Annotated in this window: 21 protein-coding genes and 1 pseudogene; 18 read left to right on the forward strand and 4 right to left on the reverse strand. The window is 27.5% G+C overall.

Annotation, left to right across the window (positions count from 1 at the left end; genetic code table 11):
- Window positions 1–30: 30 nt before the first annotated feature.
- The 7 genes from Q0Y03_RS00350 to folK are packed head-to-tail and all read left to right on the forward strand — an operon-like array spanning window position 31 to window position 5,427.
- Window positions 31–627: an aminodeoxychorismate/anthranilate synthase component II gene (locus Q0Y03_RS00350; RefSeq protein WP_297711875.1), complete on the forward strand. Its 597-nt coding sequence runs from the start codon at window positions 31–33 to the stop codon at window positions 625–627.
- 27 nt (window positions 628–654) lie between these two features.
- Window positions 655–1,998, forward strand: a complete 1,344-nt coding sequence (pabB, locus tag Q0Y03_RS00355; RefSeq protein WP_297711876.1) for an aminodeoxychorismate synthase component I — start codon at window positions 655–657, stop codon at window positions 1,996–1,998.
- Window positions 1,999–2,009: 11 nt separating this feature from the next.
- Complete coding sequence (locus tag Q0Y03_RS00360) at window positions 2,010–2,765, forward strand: aminotransferase class IV (RefSeq protein ID WP_297711877.1); 756 nt, start codon at window positions 2,010–2,012, stop codon at window positions 2,763–2,765.
- A complete protein-coding gene (folE, locus tag Q0Y03_RS00365) occupies window positions 2,758–3,309 on the forward strand; it encodes a GTP cyclohydrolase I FolE (protein ID WP_297711878.1) in 552 nt (183 codons plus the stop codon). Before Q0Y03_RS00360 ends, folE begins: the two co-directional genes overlap by 8 nt.
- A gap of 7 nt (window positions 3,310–3,316) precedes the next feature.
- A complete protein-coding gene (locus Q0Y03_RS00370; RefSeq protein ID WP_297711879.1) occupies window positions 3,317–3,790 on the forward strand; it encodes an HD domain-containing protein in 474 nt (157 codons plus the stop codon).
- Between the two features lie 15 nt (window positions 3,791–3,805).
- Window positions 3,806–4,615, forward strand: a complete 810-nt coding sequence (gene folP / locus Q0Y03_RS00375; RefSeq protein WP_297711880.1) for a dihydropteroate synthase — start codon at window positions 3,806–3,808, stop codon at window positions 4,613–4,615.
- 8 nt (window positions 4,616–4,623) lie between these two features.
- Window positions 4,624–5,427, forward strand: a complete 804-nt coding sequence (gene folK, locus Q0Y03_RS00380) for a 2-amino-4-hydroxy-6-hydroxymethyldihydropteridine diphosphokinase (protein ID WP_297711881.1) — start codon at window positions 4,624–4,626, stop codon at window positions 5,425–5,427.
- Between the two features lie 71 nt (window positions 5,428–5,498).
- Here folK and Q0Y03_RS00385 read toward each other — a convergent pair whose 3' ends face one another.
- Window positions 5,499–5,990: a DUF4883 family protein gene (locus Q0Y03_RS00385; RefSeq protein WP_297711882.1), complete on the reverse strand. Its 492-nt coding sequence runs from the start codon at window positions 5,988–5,990 to the stop codon at window positions 5,499–5,501.
- Between the two features lie 236 nt (window positions 5,991–6,226).
- Between Q0Y03_RS00385 and Q0Y03_RS00390 the strand changes: the two genes are divergently transcribed.
- From Q0Y03_RS00390 to Q0Y03_RS00410, 5 genes are all read left to right on the forward strand, one after another.
- Window positions 6,227–7,249, forward strand: a complete 1,023-nt coding sequence (locus Q0Y03_RS00390; RefSeq protein ID WP_297711883.1) for a pyruvate kinase — start codon at window positions 6,227–6,229, stop codon at window positions 7,247–7,249.
- Between the two features lie 73 nt (window positions 7,250–7,322).
- A complete protein-coding gene (locus Q0Y03_RS00395; protein WP_297711884.1) occupies window positions 7,323–8,783 on the forward strand; it encodes an amino acid permease in 1,461 nt (486 codons plus the stop codon).
- Window positions 8,784–8,940: 157 nt separating this feature from the next.
- A complete protein-coding gene (locus Q0Y03_RS00400; protein WP_297711885.1) occupies window positions 8,941–9,210 on the forward strand; it encodes a hypothetical protein in 270 nt (89 codons plus the stop codon).
- A 354-nt stretch (window positions 9,211–9,564) separates the two neighbouring features.
- Entirely contained in the window at window positions 9,565–10,764 is a 1,200-nt protein-coding gene (locus Q0Y03_RS00405) for an NADP-dependent isocitrate dehydrogenase (protein ID WP_297711886.1), read from the forward strand.
- Window positions 10,765–10,910: 146 nt separating this feature from the next.
- Window positions 10,911–11,087, forward strand: a complete 177-nt coding sequence (locus Q0Y03_RS00410; protein ID WP_070098824.1) for a small, acid-soluble spore protein, alpha/beta type — start codon at window positions 10,911–10,913, stop codon at window positions 11,085–11,087.
- A 155-nt stretch (window positions 11,088–11,242) separates the two neighbouring features.
- On the opposite strand, the gene Q0Y03_RS00415 is transcribed toward Q0Y03_RS00410, so the two are convergent.
- The gene (locus Q0Y03_RS00415) at window positions 11,243–12,472 is read right to left on the reverse strand and encodes an aminopeptidase (RefSeq protein WP_297711887.1); all 1,230 of its coding nucleotides are present in this window, start codon (window positions 12,470–12,472) and stop codon (window positions 11,243–11,245) included.
- A gap of 223 nt (window positions 12,473–12,695) precedes the next feature.
- Here Q0Y03_RS00415 and glsA point away from each other — a divergent pair, with 223 nt between their 5' ends.
- The 6 genes and pseudogenes from glsA to Q0Y03_RS00445 all read left to right on the forward strand — a co-directional run bounded on the left by glsA (window position 12,696) and on the right by Q0Y03_RS00445 (window position 19,213).
- Window positions 12,696–13,616, forward strand: a complete 921-nt coding sequence (glsA, locus tag Q0Y03_RS00420; protein WP_297711888.1) for a glutaminase A — start codon at window positions 12,696–12,698, stop codon at window positions 13,614–13,616.
- A gap of 67 nt (window positions 13,617–13,683) precedes the next feature.
- On the forward strand, window positions 13,684–16,296 hold the full coding sequence (polA, locus tag Q0Y03_RS00425; RefSeq protein ID WP_297711889.1) for a DNA polymerase I: 2,613 nt from the start codon (window positions 13,684–13,686) through the stop codon (window positions 16,294–16,296).
- Between the two features lie 9 nt (window positions 16,297–16,305).
- Window positions 16,306–16,902, forward strand: a complete 597-nt coding sequence (coaE, locus tag Q0Y03_RS00430) for a dephospho-CoA kinase (RefSeq protein ID WP_297711890.1) — start codon at window positions 16,306–16,308, stop codon at window positions 16,900–16,902.
- A gap of 24 nt (window positions 16,903–16,926) precedes the next feature.
- Window positions 16,927–17,469: a lytic transglycosylase domain-containing protein gene (locus tag Q0Y03_RS00435; RefSeq protein ID WP_297711891.1), complete on the forward strand. Its 543-nt coding sequence runs from the start codon at window positions 16,927–16,929 to the stop codon at window positions 17,467–17,469.
- 79 nt (window positions 17,470–17,548) lie between these two features.
- A pseudogene (locus Q0Y03_RS00440) lies at window positions 17,549–18,181 on the forward strand (flavin reductase family protein); the annotation flags it as partial.
- A 171-nt stretch (window positions 18,182–18,352) separates the two neighbouring features.
- On the forward strand, window positions 18,353–19,213 hold the full coding sequence (locus Q0Y03_RS00445) for a 50S ribosomal protein L11 methyltransferase (protein WP_297711892.1): 861 nt from the start codon (window positions 18,353–18,355) through the stop codon (window positions 19,211–19,213).
- A gap of 52 nt (window positions 19,214–19,265) precedes the next feature.
- On the opposite strand, the gene Q0Y03_RS00450 is transcribed toward Q0Y03_RS00445, so the two are convergent.
- Window positions 19,266–20,549: a serine hydrolase gene (locus Q0Y03_RS00450; protein WP_297711893.1), complete on the reverse strand. Its 1,284-nt coding sequence runs from the start codon at window positions 20,547–20,549 to the stop codon at window positions 19,266–19,268.
- A gap of 42 nt (window positions 20,550–20,591) precedes the next feature.
- On the reverse strand, window positions 20,592–21,317 hold the full coding sequence (locus tag Q0Y03_RS00455; RefSeq protein WP_297711894.1) for a type 1 glutamine amidotransferase: 726 nt from the start codon (window positions 21,315–21,317) through the stop codon (window positions 20,592–20,594).

Here is a 21,317-nt window from a genome sequence, read left to right on the forward strand (position 1 = left end):
AAAAAATGTAAATGAAGGTGGAGGAATATAATGCTTTTAATGATTGATAATTATGATTCTTTTGTATATAACTTAGTTAGATATTTTGAAGAGTTAGGAGAAGAAATTATTATTTATAGAAATGACAAAATTAGTATTGAAGATATTGAAAATATGAATATAGATGGAATAGTAATTTCGCCAGGACCAAAGTCACCTAAAGAGGCTGGATTAAGTTTAGATATTATTGATAAATTTAAAGGGAAACTTCCTATATTAGGTATTTGTTTAGGTCATCAATGTATAGGGCATTATTTTAATGCAGCTATAAAAAAAGGAAATGAGCCAGTTCATGGGAAAATGTTTAATATAACTCATAATAATAAAGGACTATTTCAAAATGTGAAGAATCCTCTAAGAGTTACAAGATATCATTCTTTAATAGTAAGCAGGGGTAATTTACCAGATACAATTGAAATAACTAGTGAAACTGAGGATAAAGTAATAATGGGAATTAAGCATAAGGATTATCCTATATATGGAGTTCAATTCCATCCAGAAGCTGAGATGACAGAAGAGGGACATAAGATTTTAAATAATTTTATCAATATAACAAAAGAATTTAGCAAAAGAGATGATAAATGCTAATAAAAATACTATTAGGAGTGAAGTTAAGTGGGGTTAATAAAAATAGAGTTTAATAGTAAATTAAATGCATTTGAAGTATATAATTTATTTAAAGATGAAAGAGATACTATATTATTAGATAGTTCTAAAGAAGATAAAAATCTTTCTAAGTATTCTTTTATTGGAATAAATCCATTTTTAAAATTTGAAGTAAAAAAAGAAAAAACATATATAAATGATAATATAGTAGAAGGTGATCCCTTTAAGGTATTAGAAAATCTAATATATGAGTATAAAAATGATATTCAAGATGATATACCACTTCTAAGTGGAGCTATGGGTTATATTTCTTACGATGCTGGAAGATTATTAGAAGAATTGCCTGACACAACTGAAGAAGATTTTAATATCTCTGATATAAGATTTGTTTTTTATAAAAATATAATAATATTTGACTTAATTAATGATAAAAAATATATAACTGATATAGATGGAAATATTGAGAATATAGAAAGTATTTTAAAGATAATACATAGTGGAAAAAAGATTGATGATCAAATAGTATGTGAAAAAAGTAAAAATATTTTTTATTCAAATTTCATTAAGGAAGAGTATAAGAATGCAGTTGCTAAATTAAAGGAATATATAGTATCTGGGGATGTTTATATTGCAAATATGACCCAAAGATTTTGGTGTTATAATGAAGATGATTCATTTGATATATATAAGAAGTTAAGAAGTATAAATAAAGCACCATTTTCAGCATATTTAAACTTTGAAGATTTTCAAATAATAAGCTCATCACCAGAAAGGTTTATTCAAGTGTTTAATAATAAAGCACATACAAGACCTATAAAGGGGACAAGGCCTAGGGGAAATAATGTAGAAGAGGATGAAAAAAATAAATTAGAGCTTATTAATAGTGAGAAAGATAAAGCAGAGCTATTAATGGTTGTAGATTTAGAGAGAAATGATTTTAGTAAGGTTTGTAAACCGCATACAGTTAAGGTAACGGAAAACTTTAAACTAGAAGAATATGCTACAGTATTTCATTTAGTTTCTACAGTAGAAGGGGAACTAAAGGAAGATGTTTCAGCTGTAAGATGTATAAAAGAATGTTTTCCAGGTGGATCAATAACAGGAACTCCTAAAATAAGAGCTATGGAAATAATTGAAGAATTAGAAGGTATTAAAAGAAATATTTATACAGGTTCTATAGGATATTTTGATTTTAGAGGTAATTGTGATTTTAATATAGTAATTAGAACAATAATAAAGAAAGATAATAAGGCATTCTTTGGTGTTGGTGGTGGAATTACTTATGATTCAATAGAGGAAGATGAGTATAATGAAACATTAGATAAGGCAAGGGCCTTAATGAGAGTATTATAAGAAGGTAATATATGAGAAAAGTTATATATGATAATGATAGTATAAGTATAGATAGTGGATTCTTTTTGGGGAGAGGCGTTTTTGAAACTATATTAGTAAAGGAAACTCCAATATTTTTAGAAGAGCATATAAAAAGAATAAATAAGTCAATTATAGAGTTAGATTTAGGTGGGTTAATAGTTATAGAAGATGTTATTAATTTTATAAATCAACATAATATAAAAAATAAAGCTTTAAAAATTACTGTAACAGAGAAAAATTTAATTTATTCTATAAGAGAAATAAAATATAAAGATAATGACTATCAACAAGGTTTTAAAGTTGGAATTTCTAAGGTTTTAAGAAATTCAACATCTAGAATAGTAGGTTTTAAAACTTTAAATTATTTAGAAAATATTATAGAATATGAATTATGTCAAAGAAATGGATTTAAGGAATCAATTTTTTTTAATGAACAAGGTAATTTATGTGAAGGGTGTACAAGTAATATTTTTATTATTAAAGATAAAATAATATATACTCCATCAATTAAATGTGGATTGTTGCCAGGAATAGTTCGTCAGTGGGTTATTAATAACTTTGATGTAGTAGAGAAAAAAATAACAAAGGAAGAATTATTAAATAGTGATGAAGTTTTCTTAACTAATTCATTAGTTGGGGTTATAAAAGTTTCTAATATAGAAAACAAGCTATTTAATAGTGAAATTATTGAAAAAATAAAAGAGCAATATGACAAAGGAATAAATGGAGGCGAAAAACATGAATAAAGAAAAGATAATGGAAGGTGTAAAATTAATATTAGAAGGTGTAGGAGAAGATGTAAATAGAGAAGGGTTAATAGAAACACCTGATAGAATAGCAAGAATGTATATGGAAATTTTTGATGGGATAGGTAAGGATGCTAAAGAAGTGTTATCTAAAACATTTTCTGTAGAAAATAATGACTTAGTATTAGAAAAGGATATAACATTCTTTTCTATGTGTGAACATCATTTAGTACCCTTCTTTGGAAAAGCACATATAGCTTATATACCTAAGGGAAAAGTTGCAGGGCTTTCAAAACTTGCAAGAACAGTTGAAATATATGCTAAGAAACCTCAATTACAAGAAAGATTAACAACAGAAATTGCAGATGCTCTAATGAAGTATTTAGATGCAGAAGGTGCTATGGTTGTAATTGAAGCAGAACATACATGTATGACTATGAGGGGAGTTAAGAAGCCAGGGGCTAAGACTGTGACTACTACTTATAGAGGAGTATTTAGAGAAGATATAGAACTAAGAAGAGAAGTTATGAACTTTATAAGATAGGTGTAATATGAATAATATTGATGCAATAATGAGTAATAAGCTTTATAAAGAAGCATTAGAAAAATTAAGTGAGTATGAAAAAGATAGAGAGTTTTGCAATCATACTATAGAACATTTTATTGATGTGTCAAGAATTGCATATATAATGGTCTTAGAAGAAAAATTAAGTATTTCAAAAGAAGTTATTTATGCTATAGGATTATTACATGATATAGGTAGAGTAAGGCAATATGAAGAAGGTATCCATCATGATATTGCTAGTGTAGAAATGAGTAAAGAAATATTAAAAGAAACAAGCTTTACAGAATATGAAGTTGATATTATTTTAAATGGGATTGATAATCATAGAAGAGAAAGTGATAATAAGTTAGAAGAAATAATATATAAGGCTGATAAGCTATCAAGACAATGTTTTAATTGTAAAGCTGAAAAAGAATGTTATTGGAGTAGTGAAAAGAAAAACTTTAAAATAACATATTAAAGGAGGAAAAAGGATTTGAGAATAGGAAATAAGGAATATAAGTTAGGTGAAAGAACTTATATAATGGGAATATTAAATGTAACACCAGATTCATTTTCAGATGGTGGAAAATTTAATGAAATAGAAGCTGCTGTAAGGCAAGCTAAAAAATTAGTGGAAGATGGAGCAGATATTATAGATGTTGGTGGAGAATCAACAAGACCAGGAGCAGAATATGTAACTGAGGAAGAGGAAATAAAAAGAGTAGTTCCAATAATTAAGGCTATAAAAAAAGAATTAGATGTTACTATATCAATAGATACATATAAAAGCAAAACAGCAGAAGAAGCTATAAAAGCTGGAGCAGATATTATAAATGATATCTGGGGAGCTAAATATGATAAAAATATAGCTAAAGTAGCTGCAAAACATAATGTACCAATTATTTTAATGCATAATAGAGAAGATAAGCCTTATGAAAATTTAATGGAAGATATAATAAATGACTTGCAAGAAAGTATTGATATTGCATTAGAGGCTGGAATAAAAAAAGAAAATATAATTTTAGATCCAGGTATAGGATTTGCTAAGACTTATGAAGAAAACCTAATGGTAATGAATAAATGTGAAGTTATAAGAGATATAGGTTATCCAGTGCTTTTAGGTACATCAAGAAAGTCCATGATTGGATTAACTTTAAATTTACCTGTTAATGAGAGAGTAGAGGGAACTCTTGCCACTACTGTTATTGGAATAATGAAAGGTATTGAATTTATCAGAGTTCATGATGTTTTGGAAAATAAAAGAGTAGCTGTTATGACACATACTATAGTAAAAGAAAAGTAGGTAATAAAATGGATAAAATATATTTAAAGGATATTGAAATTTTTGCAAATCATGGTGTGTTTCAAGAAGAGAAAACACTAGGGCAAAAATTCATACTATCATTAGAATTATCATTAGATATTAAAGAAGCAGCAACAACTTGTGATTTAACTAAGTCTGTTCATTATGGTGAGTTATGTCATAAGGTTATAGATATTTTTCAGGAAGAATCATTAGATTTAATTGAAAGTGTTGTAAATAAGGTTGCTAACTTTATATTAGATAATTATTCAATGGTTAAGGCTGTTAAAGTTCTATTAAAAAAGCCATGGGCACCTATAGGAAGAAATTTAGATTATGCAGCAGTTGAAATTATAAGAGAAAGACATACTGCTTATATAGCCTTTGGAAGCAATATGGGAAATAGAGAAGAGAACTTTAAAAATGCAATAAAGAAAATTGAAGAAGTTAGAGGAATAAAAATTTCTAAAATTTCATCTTTTATAGTTACAGAACCATGGGGAAATGAGGATCAAGAAGAATTCTTAAATGGTGCAGTTGAAGTTGAAACATATTTAACACCTAGAGAACTTATGTCAGAGCTTCTTAGAATAGAGAATGAACTTGGAAGAGTTAGAGAAATAAAATGGGGGCCAAGAATAATAGATTTAGATATTGTTTTATATGATGATATAGTAAGTAATGATGAATTTGTTATTTTACCACATCCGTTAATGCATCTAAGAGAGTTTGTGTTAAAGCCACTAAATGAAATAGCACCATATGCATTACATCCATTGAAAAATAAAAGAGTTTTTGAATTATTAGATTAAAAAATAAGACATTCCAAATATCTATAATATTTATAGGATATTTTGAGTGTCTTATTTTATTAGCTATTAAATTAGTTATTAGAATGAGCTTTATTAATTATATATACACAAAAAGAATAAATATTATTTCGTAGAGGAACATCGGTCATATTTATCATATCCTCTTCTAAATTCCCATCCCAAGGAAAAAGTGTTATAGAGTTTTTATCATAAACATTTATAACATATTTTGAGTTATCATTATCAAATTCAATTATAAGTTTATATTTAACTTTTTCATCTTCTAAATTTAGTTCACTTACATAGTTATCATTATTTAAAGATTCTAAGAAACAAGGTAAAATATCTTCATCTTCTTCTGAAACTTCATGATATTCATAAAAGTTAACATCAAAGACTTTAAGTGAATAGCTTTCATTATTTTTTATTTTTTCGTAAATTTCATTTGAGTAATAATAAAGATTAGGTTTAGTTCTAAGGTTTATGTATTTAGGGTTATTAAAAACACAGCCGGATAGAAGAGTAGTTAATAATATTATATAAATAAACTTTAAGTATTTCATTTCATCCTCCTACAAAATGATTATATAAATAATTATTCTGTAAAAGTATATTTTAGAACAAGACTAATATATAAATAGTTTTTTATTGATTTATGTGGAAGTGAATTATTATGAAATTATATTAAAAGAATATATGATAAAAATATAGTTTATTTAAATATAAAAGTAACAATATGTAATAAAAAGAAAAAAATTATAATAGTATAATTTATAAGCAATATATAGGTAGGGTATTAATGAAAATCATTGCAACTATTGGACCTAATTCATCAAATAGAAAGGTTTTATCTGAATTAATTAATAATGGTGTAGATATTTTTAGGCTGAATTTTTCTCATTTTTACGAAAGTGAGTTTATAAAAGTATTGAATGATTCCAGAAGTATAAAAAAAGATATAAGTATTATGGCAGATTTATGTGGGAGAAAAGTAAGAGTAGCTGAAAACTTAAAAAGTGTATTCAAAGTATATATTAATGAGATAGTTTATTTTTGTAGTTCTGATGTATATTCTCTAATTGTTAATAATAATGATAAATCTAAAATTATTCCACTTAATATAAAGTCTGAGATTATAGAGAAAAATGATATTAAAAAAATAGCTATGAAAGATGGAACTATGAGTTTTGATATTATTGATAAGGATAAGATATTTTTAAAGGCAATAGCAAAAGATAATGTAGTAGTTAGGGCAGGAAAGGGATGTAATATTCCAGGAGCTGATTTAGGTGAAAATTCATTAAATGATAAGGATAAAGAAAATTTAAAATGGGCAATTGATAATAATATAAATATAATTGGGCAATCTTATGTTGAAAGTTCTAAAGATATATTATGTGTAAGAGAATACATAAAAAAAATTAAAGGAAATGAAAATAATATTAAAATATTTTCAAAATTAGAAACTATAACAGGATTAAAAAATTATGAGGAGATAATGAATTGTAGTGATGGAGTTGTTATTGCAAGAGGCGATTTGGTGCCTGAATGTGGAATGAAGATTTCTGTGGAAGAAGAATTTGAACTACTGAAAAAATTAAGAAGTGAAAATTATAATAAAGAGATAATAATAGCAACTCATGTGTTGGATAGTATGAAAAGTGGATTAAATAGCAATATAAGTGAAATAGAAAGTATATATACTTTTATAAATAGTGGGGCAACTGGTTTTCTATTAGCAGGGGAAACATCTATTGGAAAATATCCAGTACAAACAGCTAAATTATTAAATGAATTAATTAAAAGGTATAAAAAGTATTAACTGTTAAAGTATAGACAAACCATTTTATCATATGTATTATAAAATAGTACATCTATACTAAGGAGGCAGTTTAATGAGTGAACAAGAGAAAAATTTGCGTTGGTACAATTTAGCTATGATGGCTTTTGTATCAGTATGGGGATTTGGTAATGTTGTAAATAACTTTGCTAATCAAGGATTAACAGTTGTTGTATCATGGGTGCTTATAATTGGATTATACTTTGTACCTTATGCATTAATGGTGGGGGAACTAGGATCTGTTTTTAAAGATAGTAAAGGTGGAGTAAGTTCTTGGATAAGAGGGACTTTTGGAACTACTTTAGCTTATTTTGCAGGATGGACATATTGGGTAGTTCATATACCATATTTAGCACAAAAACCACAAGCAGCTTTAATAGCATTAGGGTGGACTGTAAAGCAAGATGGTAACTTTATAAAGGGAATGGATCCATTAGTAGCTCAATTATTAACATTGGCAGTATTTTTATTCTTTTTATGGGTTGCATCAAGAGGTATAACATCTTTAAAGATGATAGGAACAATAGCAGGTACATCAGTATTTGTTATGTCTCTTTTATATGTTTTATTAATGTTAGCTGCACCATCAATTAGAGGAATAGAATCAGCAACAGTAGATTTTAGTTTTAAAAATATGATGCCAAACTTTAATTTTTCATATTTTGCAACATTATCAATGTTAGTTTTTGCAGTTGGAGGAGCTGAAAAAATATCTCCATATGTAAATAATATGAAAAAGCCAAGTAAGGATTTTCCTAAGGGAATGATTACATTAGCTATAATGGTTGCAGTATCTGCATTACTTGGATCTATAGCAATGGCAATGATGTTTGACGCTAATAATATACCATCAGATTTAAAAATGAATGGTCAATATTATGCGTTCCAAATGTTAGGTGAATATTATGGAGTTGGAAAATTATTTATAGTAGTTTATGCATTATCAAATTTATTAGCTCAAATATCTGCATTAGTCTTTTCTATAGATGCTCCGTTAAAAGTTCTTTTAGCAGATGGTGATAGAAGATTTATACCTACAGCATTAACTAAGACTAATAAATATGGTGCACCTATTAATGGATATATAATGACAGCTATATTAGTTAGTATATTAATAATAGTTCCGGCACTTGGAATTGGAGATATGAATTCTTTATTTGATTGGTTACTTCAATTAAATTCTGTAGTTATGCCAATGAGATATCTTTGGGTATTTTTAGCATTTATAGGACTTAAAAAAGCAGCTGATAAATATAAATCAGAGTACAAATTTGTAAAAAATGATAAATTTGCTATGGGAATTGGAATATGGTGTTTCGCATTTACTGCATTTGCTTGTATAATGGGTATGTTCCCAAGTAGTGTTGAAACATTTTCTGGCTCTTGGTGGTTCCAAGTATCGTTAAATGTTATTACACCGTTTGTATTAATCGGATTAGGGTTTATACTACCTATGATAGCTAAAAAAACTAATAGAAATTCTGAAGATGCTGTAAAATCAAAAAAAATTGTATAAATTTATAGCAAAACAAGTAAAAGTTATTAACAAAAGCTAAAAAGAGTATTAATAACCTTTTAACAAAATAATTAATAACTTATATTGCAAAAGTAATAAATAGATAGTATAATGAAAACATAAGTTAAATATTATAGTGTAAATGAGGTTGAGTTAAATGAATAATTTAAAATCTATATTATGGACGATAGTAGGAATATTAATTTTCATTGGGATAATTAGATTTTTTATATACCTTTTACCTTTTATTATAGTAATAGGACTAGTATCTTATATAATATTTAAAGGTAAAATGGCTTTTGCAAAGAAAAAATATAATAATGAAACATATAATTCTTATAATCAAAATCAAAATGTTTATGAAAAAAGTAGTATAGATGATAGCAATGGAGAAGTAATTGATGTAGATTATAAAGAAGTAGATTAATAATATTTAAGAATGTTATTAAAATGATGTTAACTTTATATTTATGCTAAAAAGTTAAATAAGATAATAATAGTGATAAACTAGAATACAATAAAATATAAAAATAAAAAAATTCAGTAATTATAGTTACTGAATTTTTTTCTATAATTAATACTTAAAATAAGATTGTTTTATGAAAAATGCAAGGGTAAATGTTATTAATTCATAAATTCTTATAAAACTTCATTTGAATACAGAATAATTAGATAAAAATGCAGGAAATGAAATTTAATCTATCAAAAAACTTTAACTTTGTAGGAAAATATGGTATAATTGTTAATTATATAAATAAATACTAATAAGGGGGCTATACTTATGGAAAAAATTAAAATGACAACTCCATTAGTTGAAATGAATGGAGATGAAATGACTAGAGTTATTTGGGATATGATAAAAGAGGAATTATTAAATCCTTTTATTGAATTAAAAACTGAATATTATGATTTGGGGATAGAATATAGAAATGAGACTTATGATAAGGTAACAGTTGAAGCAGCAGAAGCTATAAAGAAGTATGGAGTAGGAGTAAAATGTGCTACTATAACTCCAAATGCAGATAGAATAAAAGAATATAATTTAAAAGAAATGTGGAAAAGCCCTAATGGGATTATAAGAGCAATTTTAGATGGAACAGTTTTTAGGGCTCCAATCACAGTTAGTTCAATAAAACCTTTTGTTAGAACATGGGAATCGCCAATTACAATAGCTAGACATGCTTATGGTGATATTTATAAAAATGTTGAAATGAAAATTGAAGGAAAAGGAAAAGCTGAATTAGTTTTTACTGATGAAGAGGGAAAAGAAAGCAGAGAAACTATTCATGAGTTTAAGGGTAGTGGAGTAGTAATGGGAATGCACAATACTAATAAATCTATATCTAGTTTTGCTAGAAGTTGTTTTAATTTTGCATTAGACACAAAGCAAGATATATGGTTTGCATCTAAAGATACTATTTCTAAGAAATATGATCATACTTTTAAAGATATTTTTAATGAAATATTTGAGGAAGAATATAAAGAAAAATTCAAAGAAGCTAATATTGAATATTTTTATACATTAATTGATGATGCAGTTGCAAGAGTTATTAAATCTAAAGGTGGATTTATTTGGGCTTGTAAAAATTATGATGGAGATGTTATGAGTGATATGGTTGCAACATCATTTGGATCTCTTGCAATGATGACATCTGTTTTAGTATCACCTGAAGGATATTATGAATATGAAGCAGCCCATGGAACAGTACAAAGACATTATTATAAACACTTAAAAGGTGAAGAAACTTCGACTAATTCAATGGCAACTATTTTTGCATGGACAGGTGCATTAAGAAAAAGAGGAGAATTAGATGAAAATGATGAATTAGTTGCTTTTGCAGATAAGTTAGAGAAAGCTTCATTACAAACAATTGAAGATGGAGTAATGACTAAAGACTTAGCAATGTTTACTGATTTAAAAGAAGTTGAAACTGTTAACACATATGAATTTATTAAAAAAATAAGAAATAGATTACAATAAAATACAGAAAATGGTTGTGCCTCCGGGGTTAATCCAATATTTGGATTAACCCCGGAGGCACAACCATATATTGGATTAATATTCAAAGCATAATTTGTTATGTAAAGCATAAAATAAGCGTAAAAGTAGCAAAGGAGGGAAGATGAATGTCACATAAAAATAATAAAAATTCAAAGGATAATAAAAAGTCAGGTCAAAAGACTAAGGCTGAACTACAAAAAATGAGAGTAGAAACTGCCAATGAAGTTGGATACTCTAAGGAATCAAGAAAATTAGGTAAAGACCAACCAAGACCGGATAGTGCTCAAAAGATAGGTCAATAATATGGTAATTAAATTTTGGTAATGATAATTTAAACTTTAAAAATACATAATTAATAGCAAAAAGGAGTGTTTACTAAGAAACACTCCTTTGGTTTAATATATTAAATTGTGGATTTAATATAAAAATTATATAAAAGTCTAGTTAGTTTTTGTTTTTAAAATGCCCAATTTCCATTAGAGAATATTTGAACAGTTTCTCCATTTTTGTTAACTCCAGTGATTTCAAGATCACTAGTTCCAATCATAAAGTCAACATGAATAACTGAGTTGTTAACACCGATTTTTTCTAGTTCTTCTTCAGAATATTTATCTGCATCTTTTACACAAGACTCATAAGCTCTACCAAAGGCTAAGTGACAAGCTGCATTTTCATCAAATAATGTGTTAAAGAATATTAACTTTGAATTAGAAATAGGTGAGTCATAAGGAACAAAAGCAACTTCCCCTAGATATTTAGCACCTTCATCACTATCAAGCATTTGCTTTAATACATCATAACCAGTTTCAGCAGTAAAATCTACAGCTTTACCGTCTTTAAAAGTAATAGAGAAGTTATCTATTAAATTTCCACCATAGCTTAATGGCTTAGAAGAGTAAACTACACCATTAACTCCTGTTTTCTTAGGTAAAGTAAACACTTCTTCAGTTGGAATATTTGCATTAAAAGGTATTCCTTTAACGTCACTTTCAGAACCACCAGCCCAAATATGACCTTCTGGAAGCTCAATGTTTAAATTAGTTCCGTTTGAAGACTTCAAATGTACACTTTTAAAATTATTATCATTCATAAATTTAATTTTTTCTTCTAAGTAAGCATTATGTTTTTCCCAAGCGGTTACTGGATTTTCAGTATCAACTCTTACTGTTTTAAATATAACATTCCATAAAGATTCCATAGCCTTTTCATCACTTACATTAGGGAATACTTTTTTAGCCCATGAAAGTGTAGGAACTGATAACACGCACCAACGACATTTATTAGACATAGAGTTATCATAATATTCTTTTAAAGCTGTAGTTCTAGCTTTTTGAGATGTGCCTATTTTATCAACTGAAACACCTTTTAATCCATCAGGATCACTTGCGGCTATTGAAATAAAACAAGCGCCTTGTCTAGCATAATAATTATATCCTTCAGCCATCCAAGCAGGATAATCAGCGATAGTTTCTAAAGAACTATTTTCTAATTTTATTTTAGTTAGTTGTTGATCACCATAATGTACAACTACATCTTTAGCACCAGCTTTGTAAGCTTCTTCTGCAATAAGTCTAGCAAATTCTGCAGTTTCAATTGGTGAAGTAATAACTAATATATTATCTTTTTGAATATTAACACCTGTGTTAACAGCTAATTCAGCATATTTTTGTAATAAATTTTTATCCATAGAAAGTCCTCCTATATTATTAATTATAGTAAATTATACCACATAATTAGATGAATTAAATAAGTTTAATGTATACTTTAATTGTTTGTATTAATTATGTTATTTATTATTTTTTATAAAAAGGTTATAATTTATGTTTTTAATAAGGTAATAAACTTGTAAGAAAGTACAAAAATAACTATAATTATTACTAAATATACAATATGAAAAGGAAGAAAAACAAATGAAAAATTTATTAATTAACTTAGTGGAAAAAAATAAAAAATATACACAAGATGGTAAACTTGCATCATATATACCAGCTCTTTTAAAAGCAAATAGCGAAGATTTAGGACTATGTTTATATGATATAAAAAACAATGAAGAATATTGGGCGGGGGAAAGTGATGTTAAATTCACTATTCAAAGTATTTCAAAGGTTGTTAGTTTAATAATTGCACTTAATGATAACGGTAGAGAAAACGTATTTAAAAAAGTAAACGTTGAGCCAACAGGAATGGGATTTAACAGTATAGTAAACTTAGAAATAAGAAATCAGGATAGGCCATATAATCCAATGATTAATGCTGGGGCTATAGTGACAACATCCCTTATTTTTGGTGAAAATGAAGAACATAAATTACAAAGAATATTAAACTTTTTAAGAAGAGCAACTAATAATCCCACAATAGATATAAATAGAGAAATATATGAAAGTGAAAAAGCCACAGGAGATAGAAACAGATCCTTAGCTTACTTTATGAAAAGCTCTAATATATTAGAAGGAAACGTAGAAGAAATACTAGATCTTTACTTTAAACAGTGTTCAATTGAGGCTACAGCTAAAGATTTAGCAAGATTTTCAGCAGTAATTGCAAATGATGGAATAGCACCTTGGAATGATGAAGTTTTAATTTCAAGAGAAGTTTGTAGGATAGTTAAAACAATAATGGTTACTTGCGGAATGTATGATGCTTCAGGTGAATTTGCAGTGCATGTTGGAGTTCCAGCGAAATCAGGTGTTGGGGGAGGAATAATTGCCACAGTTCCTAGAAGGTTTGGAATAGGTATATACGGTCCATCCTTAGATAGCAAGGGAAATAGTATTGGTGGAATACATATATTAAAAGATTTATCAGAGGAATTAGAACTTAGTATATTTTAATATAAATATGTTATAATTACTAAATAATAGTTTAAAAAATATATAAAGAAAAACACTGGAGGAAAGAATGGAAAGATTACTGATTTTAGATTCAAACAGTTTATTAAATAGAGCATTTTATGCAATACCACCATTAACAAACAGTGAAGGTATTCACACTAATGCAGTTTATGGATTTACAAATATGCTATTTAAAATGAAGGAAGAAATAAAGCCAGATTACATAGTTGCTGCTTTTGATAGAAAAGCTCCAACATTTAGACATAAAGAATATGAAGATTATAAAGCTGGTAGAAAAAAGATGCCTCCAGAATTAGCAGAACAATTTCCAATAATTAAAGAAGTGCTTAATTTATTAGCAATTAACATTTATGAAATAGATGGATTTGAGGCAGATGATATAATAGGAACCTTAGCTAAATTTGCTGAAAGCAATGGAATTGAAGTTTTTATAGTAACTGGAGATAGAGACGCTCTTCAACTTGCTACTGATAACATTAAAGTTGTAATTACTAAAAAAGGTGTTACAGAAACAGCTGTATATAATAAAGAAGCTTTTGAAGCTGAATTTGGTGTTACACCAACTCAATATATAGATGTAAAAGGTCTTATGGGAGATAAGTCAGATAATATTCCAGGAGTACCAGGGGTAGGAGAAAAGACGGCATTTAAACTTATTTCTACTTATGGTTCTATGGAAGGAGTACTTTCACATATTGATGAAATAAGTGGTAAAAAGCTTAAAGAAAATTTAGAAACTTATAGAGAACAAGCAATTTTTAGTAAAAAGCTTGCTACAATTATGACTGAAGTTCCTATAGAATTTGACTTAGAAGATATTAAGAGTCAAGATAACTATAATAGAGAAGAACTTAAGAAATTATTCTTCAAACTTCAAATGAAATCTTTATTAGCAAAATTACCTGGTGAAGATATTGAAGCGGAAGAGGAAGAGAAAAAAGTAGAGATTAATGAGGTAAATACATTAGATAACCTGAAAGAAGCTTTAAAAGAAACAGAAAACATTGCTTTTATAGCATATAGTACATCTAATGCTAATCTTTATTCTAAAATTGAATTAGATAAATTATATTTAAATTATGGAGAAAAAGTTAGTGTAATTGATTTTAAAATAATAGTTATGGAGAATGCAACTGAGGCTATAAATACATTAAAGAGCTTCATGGAAAATGAGGAGATAGCTAAAGTAATACATGATGGTAAAAACTTAGTAACTATATTAACTAAAATGAATATAGAAATAAAAGAATTCATATTTGATACTGTAGTAGCTTCTTATCTTATAGATTCTGCTAAAAGTAATTATCCTTTAGAAACCTTAATTAATGAATATTTAATGAAGGAAGTTAAAGGAGAAGATGAAGAATTGATTTGTAATGCTATTTCAAATATGAAGGAGCTTTACGAATATTTAAAAGAAAGAATAAATAAAGAAGGAATGGATGAGCTTTATTATGAAGTTGAACATCCGCTTATAAGTATTTTATCAAGTATGGAAGCCATAGGATTTAAGGTAAATAGAGAAAAGCTTGATGAACTTGCTATTAAATTTAAAGAAGAAATATCTACAACAGAAAAAGAAATATATGAGCTTTGTGAAGAGGAATTTAACATAAGTTCACCAAAGCAATTAGGAAAAATACTTTTTGAAAAATTAGACTTACCAGTAATTAAAAAGACTAAAACAGGATATTCAACTAATGCAGAAGTGTTAGAAAAGCTAATGGATAAACATCCTGTTATAGAAAAAATTATTTACTATAGACAAATAACAAAACTTAATTCTACATATGTAGAAGGACTTAAGAACGTTATAGATGAAGATGGAGCTATTCATTCAAGTTTTAATCAAACTGTTACTACAACAGGTAGATTATCAAGCACAGAGCCAAATCTTCAAAATATACCTGTTAAATATGAAATGGGTAGAGAAATAAGAAAAGTATTTATACCAAAGGAAAGTACAGATGTGTTATTATCTTGTGACTACTCTCAAATAGAACTTAGAGTACTTGCACATATGTCAGATGATAAAAATATGATAGATGCATTTAATCACCATAGTGATATTCACACTAAAACTGCATCGGAAGTGTTTAAAGTTCCAGTTGATGAAGTTACATCTCTTATGAGAAGTAGAGCAAAGGCTGTTAACTTTGGAATAGTATATGGAATAAGTGATTTTAGTCTTTCTCAAGATTTGAAGATAACTAAAAAAGAAGCTTCAGAATATATGGAAATATATTTTGATAGATATCCAAAGATTAAGGGCTACTTAGAAAGTGTTAAAGAAGAGGCTAAAGAAAAAGGGTATGTTTTAACTGTTTTAAATAGAAGAAGATTCATACCAGAAATAAAGTCTTCAAATAAAATTGTTAAAGCACTTGGGGAAAGATTAGCTATGAATGCACCAATTCAAGGTAGTGCAGCAGATATTATTAAACTTGCTATGGTTAAAGTTTATAATAGATTAAAGAAAGAAAATTTAAATAGTGAAATAATCCTTCAAGTACACGATGAACTTATTTTAAATGTTAAAGAAAATGAATTAGAAATAGTTAAAGCATTAGTAAAAGAAGAGATGGAAAATGTACTAAAGATGTCAGTTACATTAGAAGTTGATACAAATATAGGTAATACATGGTATGATGCGAAATAGGGGGTAAGTATGATTAAGATAGGATTAACAGGAGGGATAGGGTCAGGAAAAAGTACAGTATCATTTATGTTAAAGGAAGCTGGATTTAATATAATAGATGCAGATGTAATAGCTAGAGATGTACTTGTTAAATATCCAGAAATATTAGAAAGAGTTAGAGTTGAATTTGGAGCAGGATTTTTTGATTGGAGAGGTGATTTCCGAAGAAAGGAATTTGGAAACCATATATTTAGATTTCCTAAACAAAGAAAAAAATATGAAGAGATAATATTACCATATATAAAAAGAGAAATATATGAGAATATAGATAAATTGGAAAAGAAAAATGCGGATTTTGTTATTTTGGATGCACCAACATTAATAGAGAATGATTTGCATAAAGATATGGATTATGTTATCTTAGTTTGGGTAGATAAAAATACACAAATTCAAAGAGTAAAATCAAGAGATATATTATCAAAAGATGAAGCTATAAATAGAATTAATGCTCAAATGCCTTTAGATAGGAAAAAAGATTTTTCTAATATAGTTATAGAAAATAATGATACTTTAGCTAAGACTAAAGAGCAGGTTGATTTACTAATAGAGTTTTTAAAATCTATTTAATCTATTTAAAAGTAGGGAGAGGGAATGAAGTTAAAAAAAATTATAATATGGCTTCTATTAGTCATTGTGATTTTAATTGGTGGAAAGTATATTATAAAAAAATACTTATATCCATACAAGTATGAAGAAATAGTAAATAAATATAGCTATGAATATAACTTAGATCCATTTTTAGTTTTGGCTGTCATAAAGACAGAGAGTAATTTTAATATAGATGTTGAATCAAGTAAGGGTGCTAAAGGATTAATGCAGATTATGGATTCTACTGGAGAATGGATTGCAAGCAAGTTAGAGATTGATGATTTTAATGCTAATATGCTTTATGACCCCGAAATTAATATTGAATTTGGATGTTGGTATTTAAATAATTTGTTAGAAGAGTTTGGAGATTTAAGCTTAGCATTAGCAGCCTACAATGGGGGCAGTGGTAATGTAACAAAATGGCTTAATAATCCAGAGTATTCAAGTGATGGAGAAAATTTAACATACATTCCTTTTAAAGAAACGAAAAAGTATGTTGATAAGGTTAGCACACGATATAATGTTTATAAATTTCTTTATGAGTAAAAGGAAGCCTAAAGGCTTCCTTTTTAAATTAAAAGTGTGTTATAATCGTTAAGATAATTTTGAAAAGGTGTGAAATAATATGAAGGAAAAGGTAGAGTTTAAAGGTAGCGTAGTTTTAAACCCAGTACCAGTTGTTTTAATAACATCTAAAAATAAAGAAGGAAAAGAAAATGTTTTTACAGTTGGATGGATTGGAACAGTGTGTACAAAACCTCCTATGTTATCAATATCTATTAGGCCAGAAAGGCTATCTTATGAATATATAAAAGAAACTATGGAGTTTACAGTTAACTTACCAAGTATAAATATGACAAAGGCAGTTGACTATTGTGGAGTAAGACCAGGACGTAAGTTTGATAAGATAAAAGAAATGAATTTCACAATGAGAGAAGGAAGCAATGTTAATGTTTCATATATAGATGAATGTCCTGTTTCTATTGAGTGTAAGGTAAAAAGTATAATACCTCTTGGGACTCATGATTTGTTTATTGCAGATGTAGTATGTTCTCATATAGATAAAGATTTAATAGATGAAAAAGGGAAAATACACTTTGAGGAAGCTGATTTAATTACATATTGTCATGGTGAGTATTTTAAAATGGATACCGAAGCTTTAGGTAAGTTTGGATACTCTGTAGCTAAAAATCCTATAGTTAAGGAAAAAAGCAAAAAAGAAAATACTAAGAAAGAGATTACTTCAAAAAATAAGAAGAAAGTTAAAGAAAAATCTAATAATAGTATTAAAGAGGAGAAGGCTGTTAAAAAAGGTTTTAAGAATAAAAAAAGTGACAAAAATAAAGGTAATAAAAATTTTAGTACAAAGAAAAGCACTAAGGGCGTAAATAAAAAAGTAAGTAAAATTAAATAGGGAAAGGTTGATTTTATGTTTATAATTTCTTATAAATTACCATATGAAAAGTTAGATGCTACAATTGAACTTTTAGCTATAAATGATATATATAATGTTTTCTATGAAAATCCATTAGAAATAACAACAGATAATTATGGATATGGATATTTAGAAAAAGAGGATGAAGAAATAATTCTTAAGGTTGCTTTTGAAGGGGAAAAAGAAGGATTAGATGAATTTAAGGAAAATTTAAAAGTAATTTTAAAAATGGACTATATAAATATAGAAGAAAATAATTATGATTATACTACATATGATTTTCCAGCAATACATTTAGATGAAAAATATGTTATAGCAAGTCCAGAGGAGGAGTTTGAAGGAAAAACGAAAATTAACTTCATTTCACAAGGGGCTTTTGGTACTGGATTACATGAAACAACTCAAGATATATTAAAGTTAATTTTAGATACATTAGATATGAAAGAAAAATCAGTATTAGACATTGGAACAGGTTCAGGAATACTATCTATTGCAGCTTCTATGTCAGGGGCTTCAAAGGTAGTAGCAGTTGATATAAGAGATGTTGAAGATGAAGTAATACTAAATGCTTCATTAAATAATTTAAATAACATAGAAGCTGTTATTGGGAATATATTAGATGATGAAACTTTAGTTAAGGACAATTTTGATTGGATATTTATAAATATTGGTGGAGAAGAAACTAAAATGTTTATGAAGTATATAAAAGAACATTTAAATACTAATGGTAATATATTAGTTTCAGGACTTGTTGAATGGAGTTTTGATGAAGTTAAAGAAAATGTAGAAAGTTATGGTTTTAAGCTTGTAAGTAAGCATCAAACTAATGAGTGGGTTACTGCAGTTTTTAATTAATATTTTAATATTAAAAAATGCTATGCAAATTTTAAGTTTGCATAGCATTTTTTTAGTATCTAGAATATTTACTTCTTCTATTTCTTCTACGCCTTTTTGAATTAATTATTAATTTAATTATAACAAATATTAATATAATTACTAAGACTGTTATTAATAAAGCAAGAGCGTATATTCCAATGTTAGCTTTTAATATTTGTCCTACGCTTAAAGTAATAGAACCTTTAACTGTTTCACTATACTTTCCAGCAGTAAAAGTTAAATCAACATTATTATTTGAAGCTACTTTCCAAGCATCTAAATTATTAGTTGGAACATTAAGCTTAGCATTTTTATCGTTAAATTCATTCTTGTAGTATTCAATATCTTGATCTAATATAACTGGTGCAGTTATAGTTTTAGTAGGCCCGAAGAACTTGAATAATTTATAACTTAAATCTACAGTTGAAATTTCATCTCCAGATGATTTATAAGTTGTTTTATTTGCATCATAGCTATAATTTGCAATAGATTGAGTATCGTTAAATACATTCATTCCATCAGCGCCATATTCAGAACCAAGTACTACAGTAATTAAATTTCTACCATTTCTATTATAGAAACCTACAAAGCAATGACCAGCTTTAGTTTCGTTACCAGTTTTACCACCAATATTACCATCTACACTAAGGATTTTATTTCTTGTTTCTATGTAGATTTTTTTACCATCTAATGTAACAGAAGTTTTATATAATCCACTAGCTTCTTTTACCCAATCATTTTGAAAAGCTTCCTTAGCAATAAGAGCTAAATCATAAGCAGTAGTAACATTGTGATTATTAGGGTCTGTTTCTAATCCATTTGGACTAACAAAGTTACTGTTTACAGCACCAATCTCTTGAGCTCTTTGGTTCATTAATTTAGCAAAATCATCAACAGATCCAGCAACAGCTTCAGCCATCATTACAGCAGCATCATTTGCTGAATATACCATTACAGCATCCATAACTTCAGCTGCAGTTAAAGTATCACCAGCTTTGGCAGCATTACCTATAAAATTAGTTAATGAAGTTTCAGTAACAGCAGCAGATACATCAGTATAAGAAATTATATCACTTTTATTTTTGCTTTCTGCGAAAAGTAAAGATGTTAATAATTTAGTTGTACTAGCTGGTGAACGTTGAACATCAGCATTTTTAGAGTAAATTATTTCACCAGTATCCATATCCATTGTTATAGCAGAAGCCCCTATTATTTGAGGTTCTGTAGCAGCTAATACACTAGTTGTATTAAAAAATGGTGCTACTAAAGTTAAGCAAATAACTAACGTTAGTGCTCTAAAAAATTTTTTTGACATAAATTTCCCCGTCCTTCTTTATAAGTAAGTAATTTTTTTATTTTATTTAGTATTTAATCTAGTAATCATAACTTCTTTAGCTTTTAGCTCTAAACTATCATCTAGTTTTTCTAACGCCGCTTCTGAATATTTAATTTCAAGTGCCATTTTAATGAATCTATCTGCAAGTTCAGGATTTTTTGCTAAAAGCGAACCATGGAAGTAAGTGCAATAAGTATTTTTATATATACAGCCTTCATAGCCATCAGAACCATTATTTCCATATCCATGTATGCATTTACCTAATGGTTTAAGACCATTAAGATAAGTTCTACCAGAGTGATTTTCAAAACCAACATAAGTTTCATTGAAGTCTTCATTGTATATTACAGTATCTCCAATAAATCTAGTATCTCCAGCTTCTGTATATATATCTAGAACACCTAATCCTTCAATTCTTTCACCGTTTGGAGCAGTATAATATTTTCCTAGTAATTGATAACCACCACAAATAGCTATTAAAACTTTATCGTTATTAATATATCTAGATAATTCTTCTTTTTTATTATTCATTAAATCAGCAGAAACTATTGATTGCTCATAGTCCTGACCACCGCCGAAGAATACAATGTCATACTCATCAGCATTAAATTCATCATTTAAAGAAATATTTACTATATTAACTTTAATTCCACGTTCTTCAGCTCTATGTTTTAAAATTAATATATTACCCACATCTCCATAAACATTTAAAAGGTCTGGATAAAGATGACAAATATTTAATTCCAT

It is taken from the genome of Clostridium sp., assembly GCF_026168755.1.
Classification (GTDB): domain Bacteria; phylum Bacillota; class Clostridia; order Clostridiales; family Clostridiaceae; genus Clostridium.

Coding starts and splice junctions, on each gene's coding strand:
- coaE (WP_297711890.1), top strand. CDS start 16,306: ATGATTAAGATAGGATTAACAGGAGGGATAGGGTCAGGAAAAAGTACA.
- folK (WP_297711881.1), top strand. CDS start 4,624: ATGGATAAAATATATTTAAAGGATATTGAAATTTTTGCAAATCATGGT.
- Q0Y03_RS00435 (WP_297711891.1), top strand. CDS start 16,927: ATGAAGTTAAAAAAAATTATAATATGGCTTCTATTAGTCATTGTGATT.
- Q0Y03_RS00390 (WP_297711883.1), top strand. CDS start 6,227: ATGAAAATCATTGCAACTATTGGACCTAATTCATCAAATAGAAAGGTT.
- Q0Y03_RS00350 (WP_297711875.1), top strand. CDS start 31: ATGCTTTTAATGATTGATAATTATGATTCTTTTGTATATAACTTAGTT.
- glsA (WP_297711888.1), top strand. CDS start 12,696: ATGAAAAATTTATTAATTAACTTAGTGGAAAAAAATAAAAAATATACA.
- Q0Y03_RS00455 (WP_297711894.1), bottom strand. CDS start 21,317: ATGGAATTAAATATTTGTCATCTTTATCCAGACCTTTTAAATGTTTAT.
- Q0Y03_RS00395 (WP_297711884.1), top strand. CDS start 7,323: ATGAGTGAACAAGAGAAAAATTTGCGTTGGTACAATTTAGCTATGATG.
- Q0Y03_RS00360 (WP_297711877.1), top strand. CDS start 2,010: ATGAGAAAAGTTATATATGATAATGATAGTATAAGTATAGATAGTGGA.
- Q0Y03_RS00410 (WP_070098824.1), top strand. CDS start 10,911: ATGTCACATAAAAATAATAAAAATTCAAAGGATAATAAAAAGTCAGGT.
- Q0Y03_RS00405 (WP_297711886.1), top strand. CDS start 9,565: ATGGAAAAAATTAAAATGACAACTCCATTAGTTGAAATGAATGGAGAT.
- Q0Y03_RS00450 (WP_297711893.1), bottom strand. CDS start 20,549: ATGTCAAAAAAATTTTTTAGAGCACTAACGTTAGTTATTTGCTTAACT.
- Q0Y03_RS00445 (WP_297711892.1), top strand. CDS start 18,353: ATGTTTATAATTTCTTATAAATTACCATATGAAAAGTTAGATGCTACA.
- polA (WP_297711889.1), top strand. CDS start 13,684: ATGGAAAGATTACTGATTTTAGATTCAAACAGTTTATTAAATAGAGCA.
- Q0Y03_RS00400 (WP_297711885.1), top strand. CDS start 8,941: ATGAATAATTTAAAATCTATATTATGGACGATAGTAGGAATATTAATT.
- folE (WP_297711878.1), top strand. CDS start 2,758: ATGAATAAAGAAAAGATAATGGAAGGTGTAAAATTAATATTAGAAGGT.
- Q0Y03_RS00415 (WP_297711887.1), bottom strand. CDS start 12,472: ATGGATAAAAATTTATTACAAAAATATGCTGAATTAGCTGTTAACACA.
- Q0Y03_RS00385 (WP_297711882.1), bottom strand. CDS start 5,990: ATGAAATACTTAAAGTTTATTTATATAATATTATTAACTACTCTTCTA.
- Q0Y03_RS00370 (WP_297711879.1), top strand. CDS start 3,317: ATGAATAATATTGATGCAATAATGAGTAATAAGCTTTATAAAGAAGCA.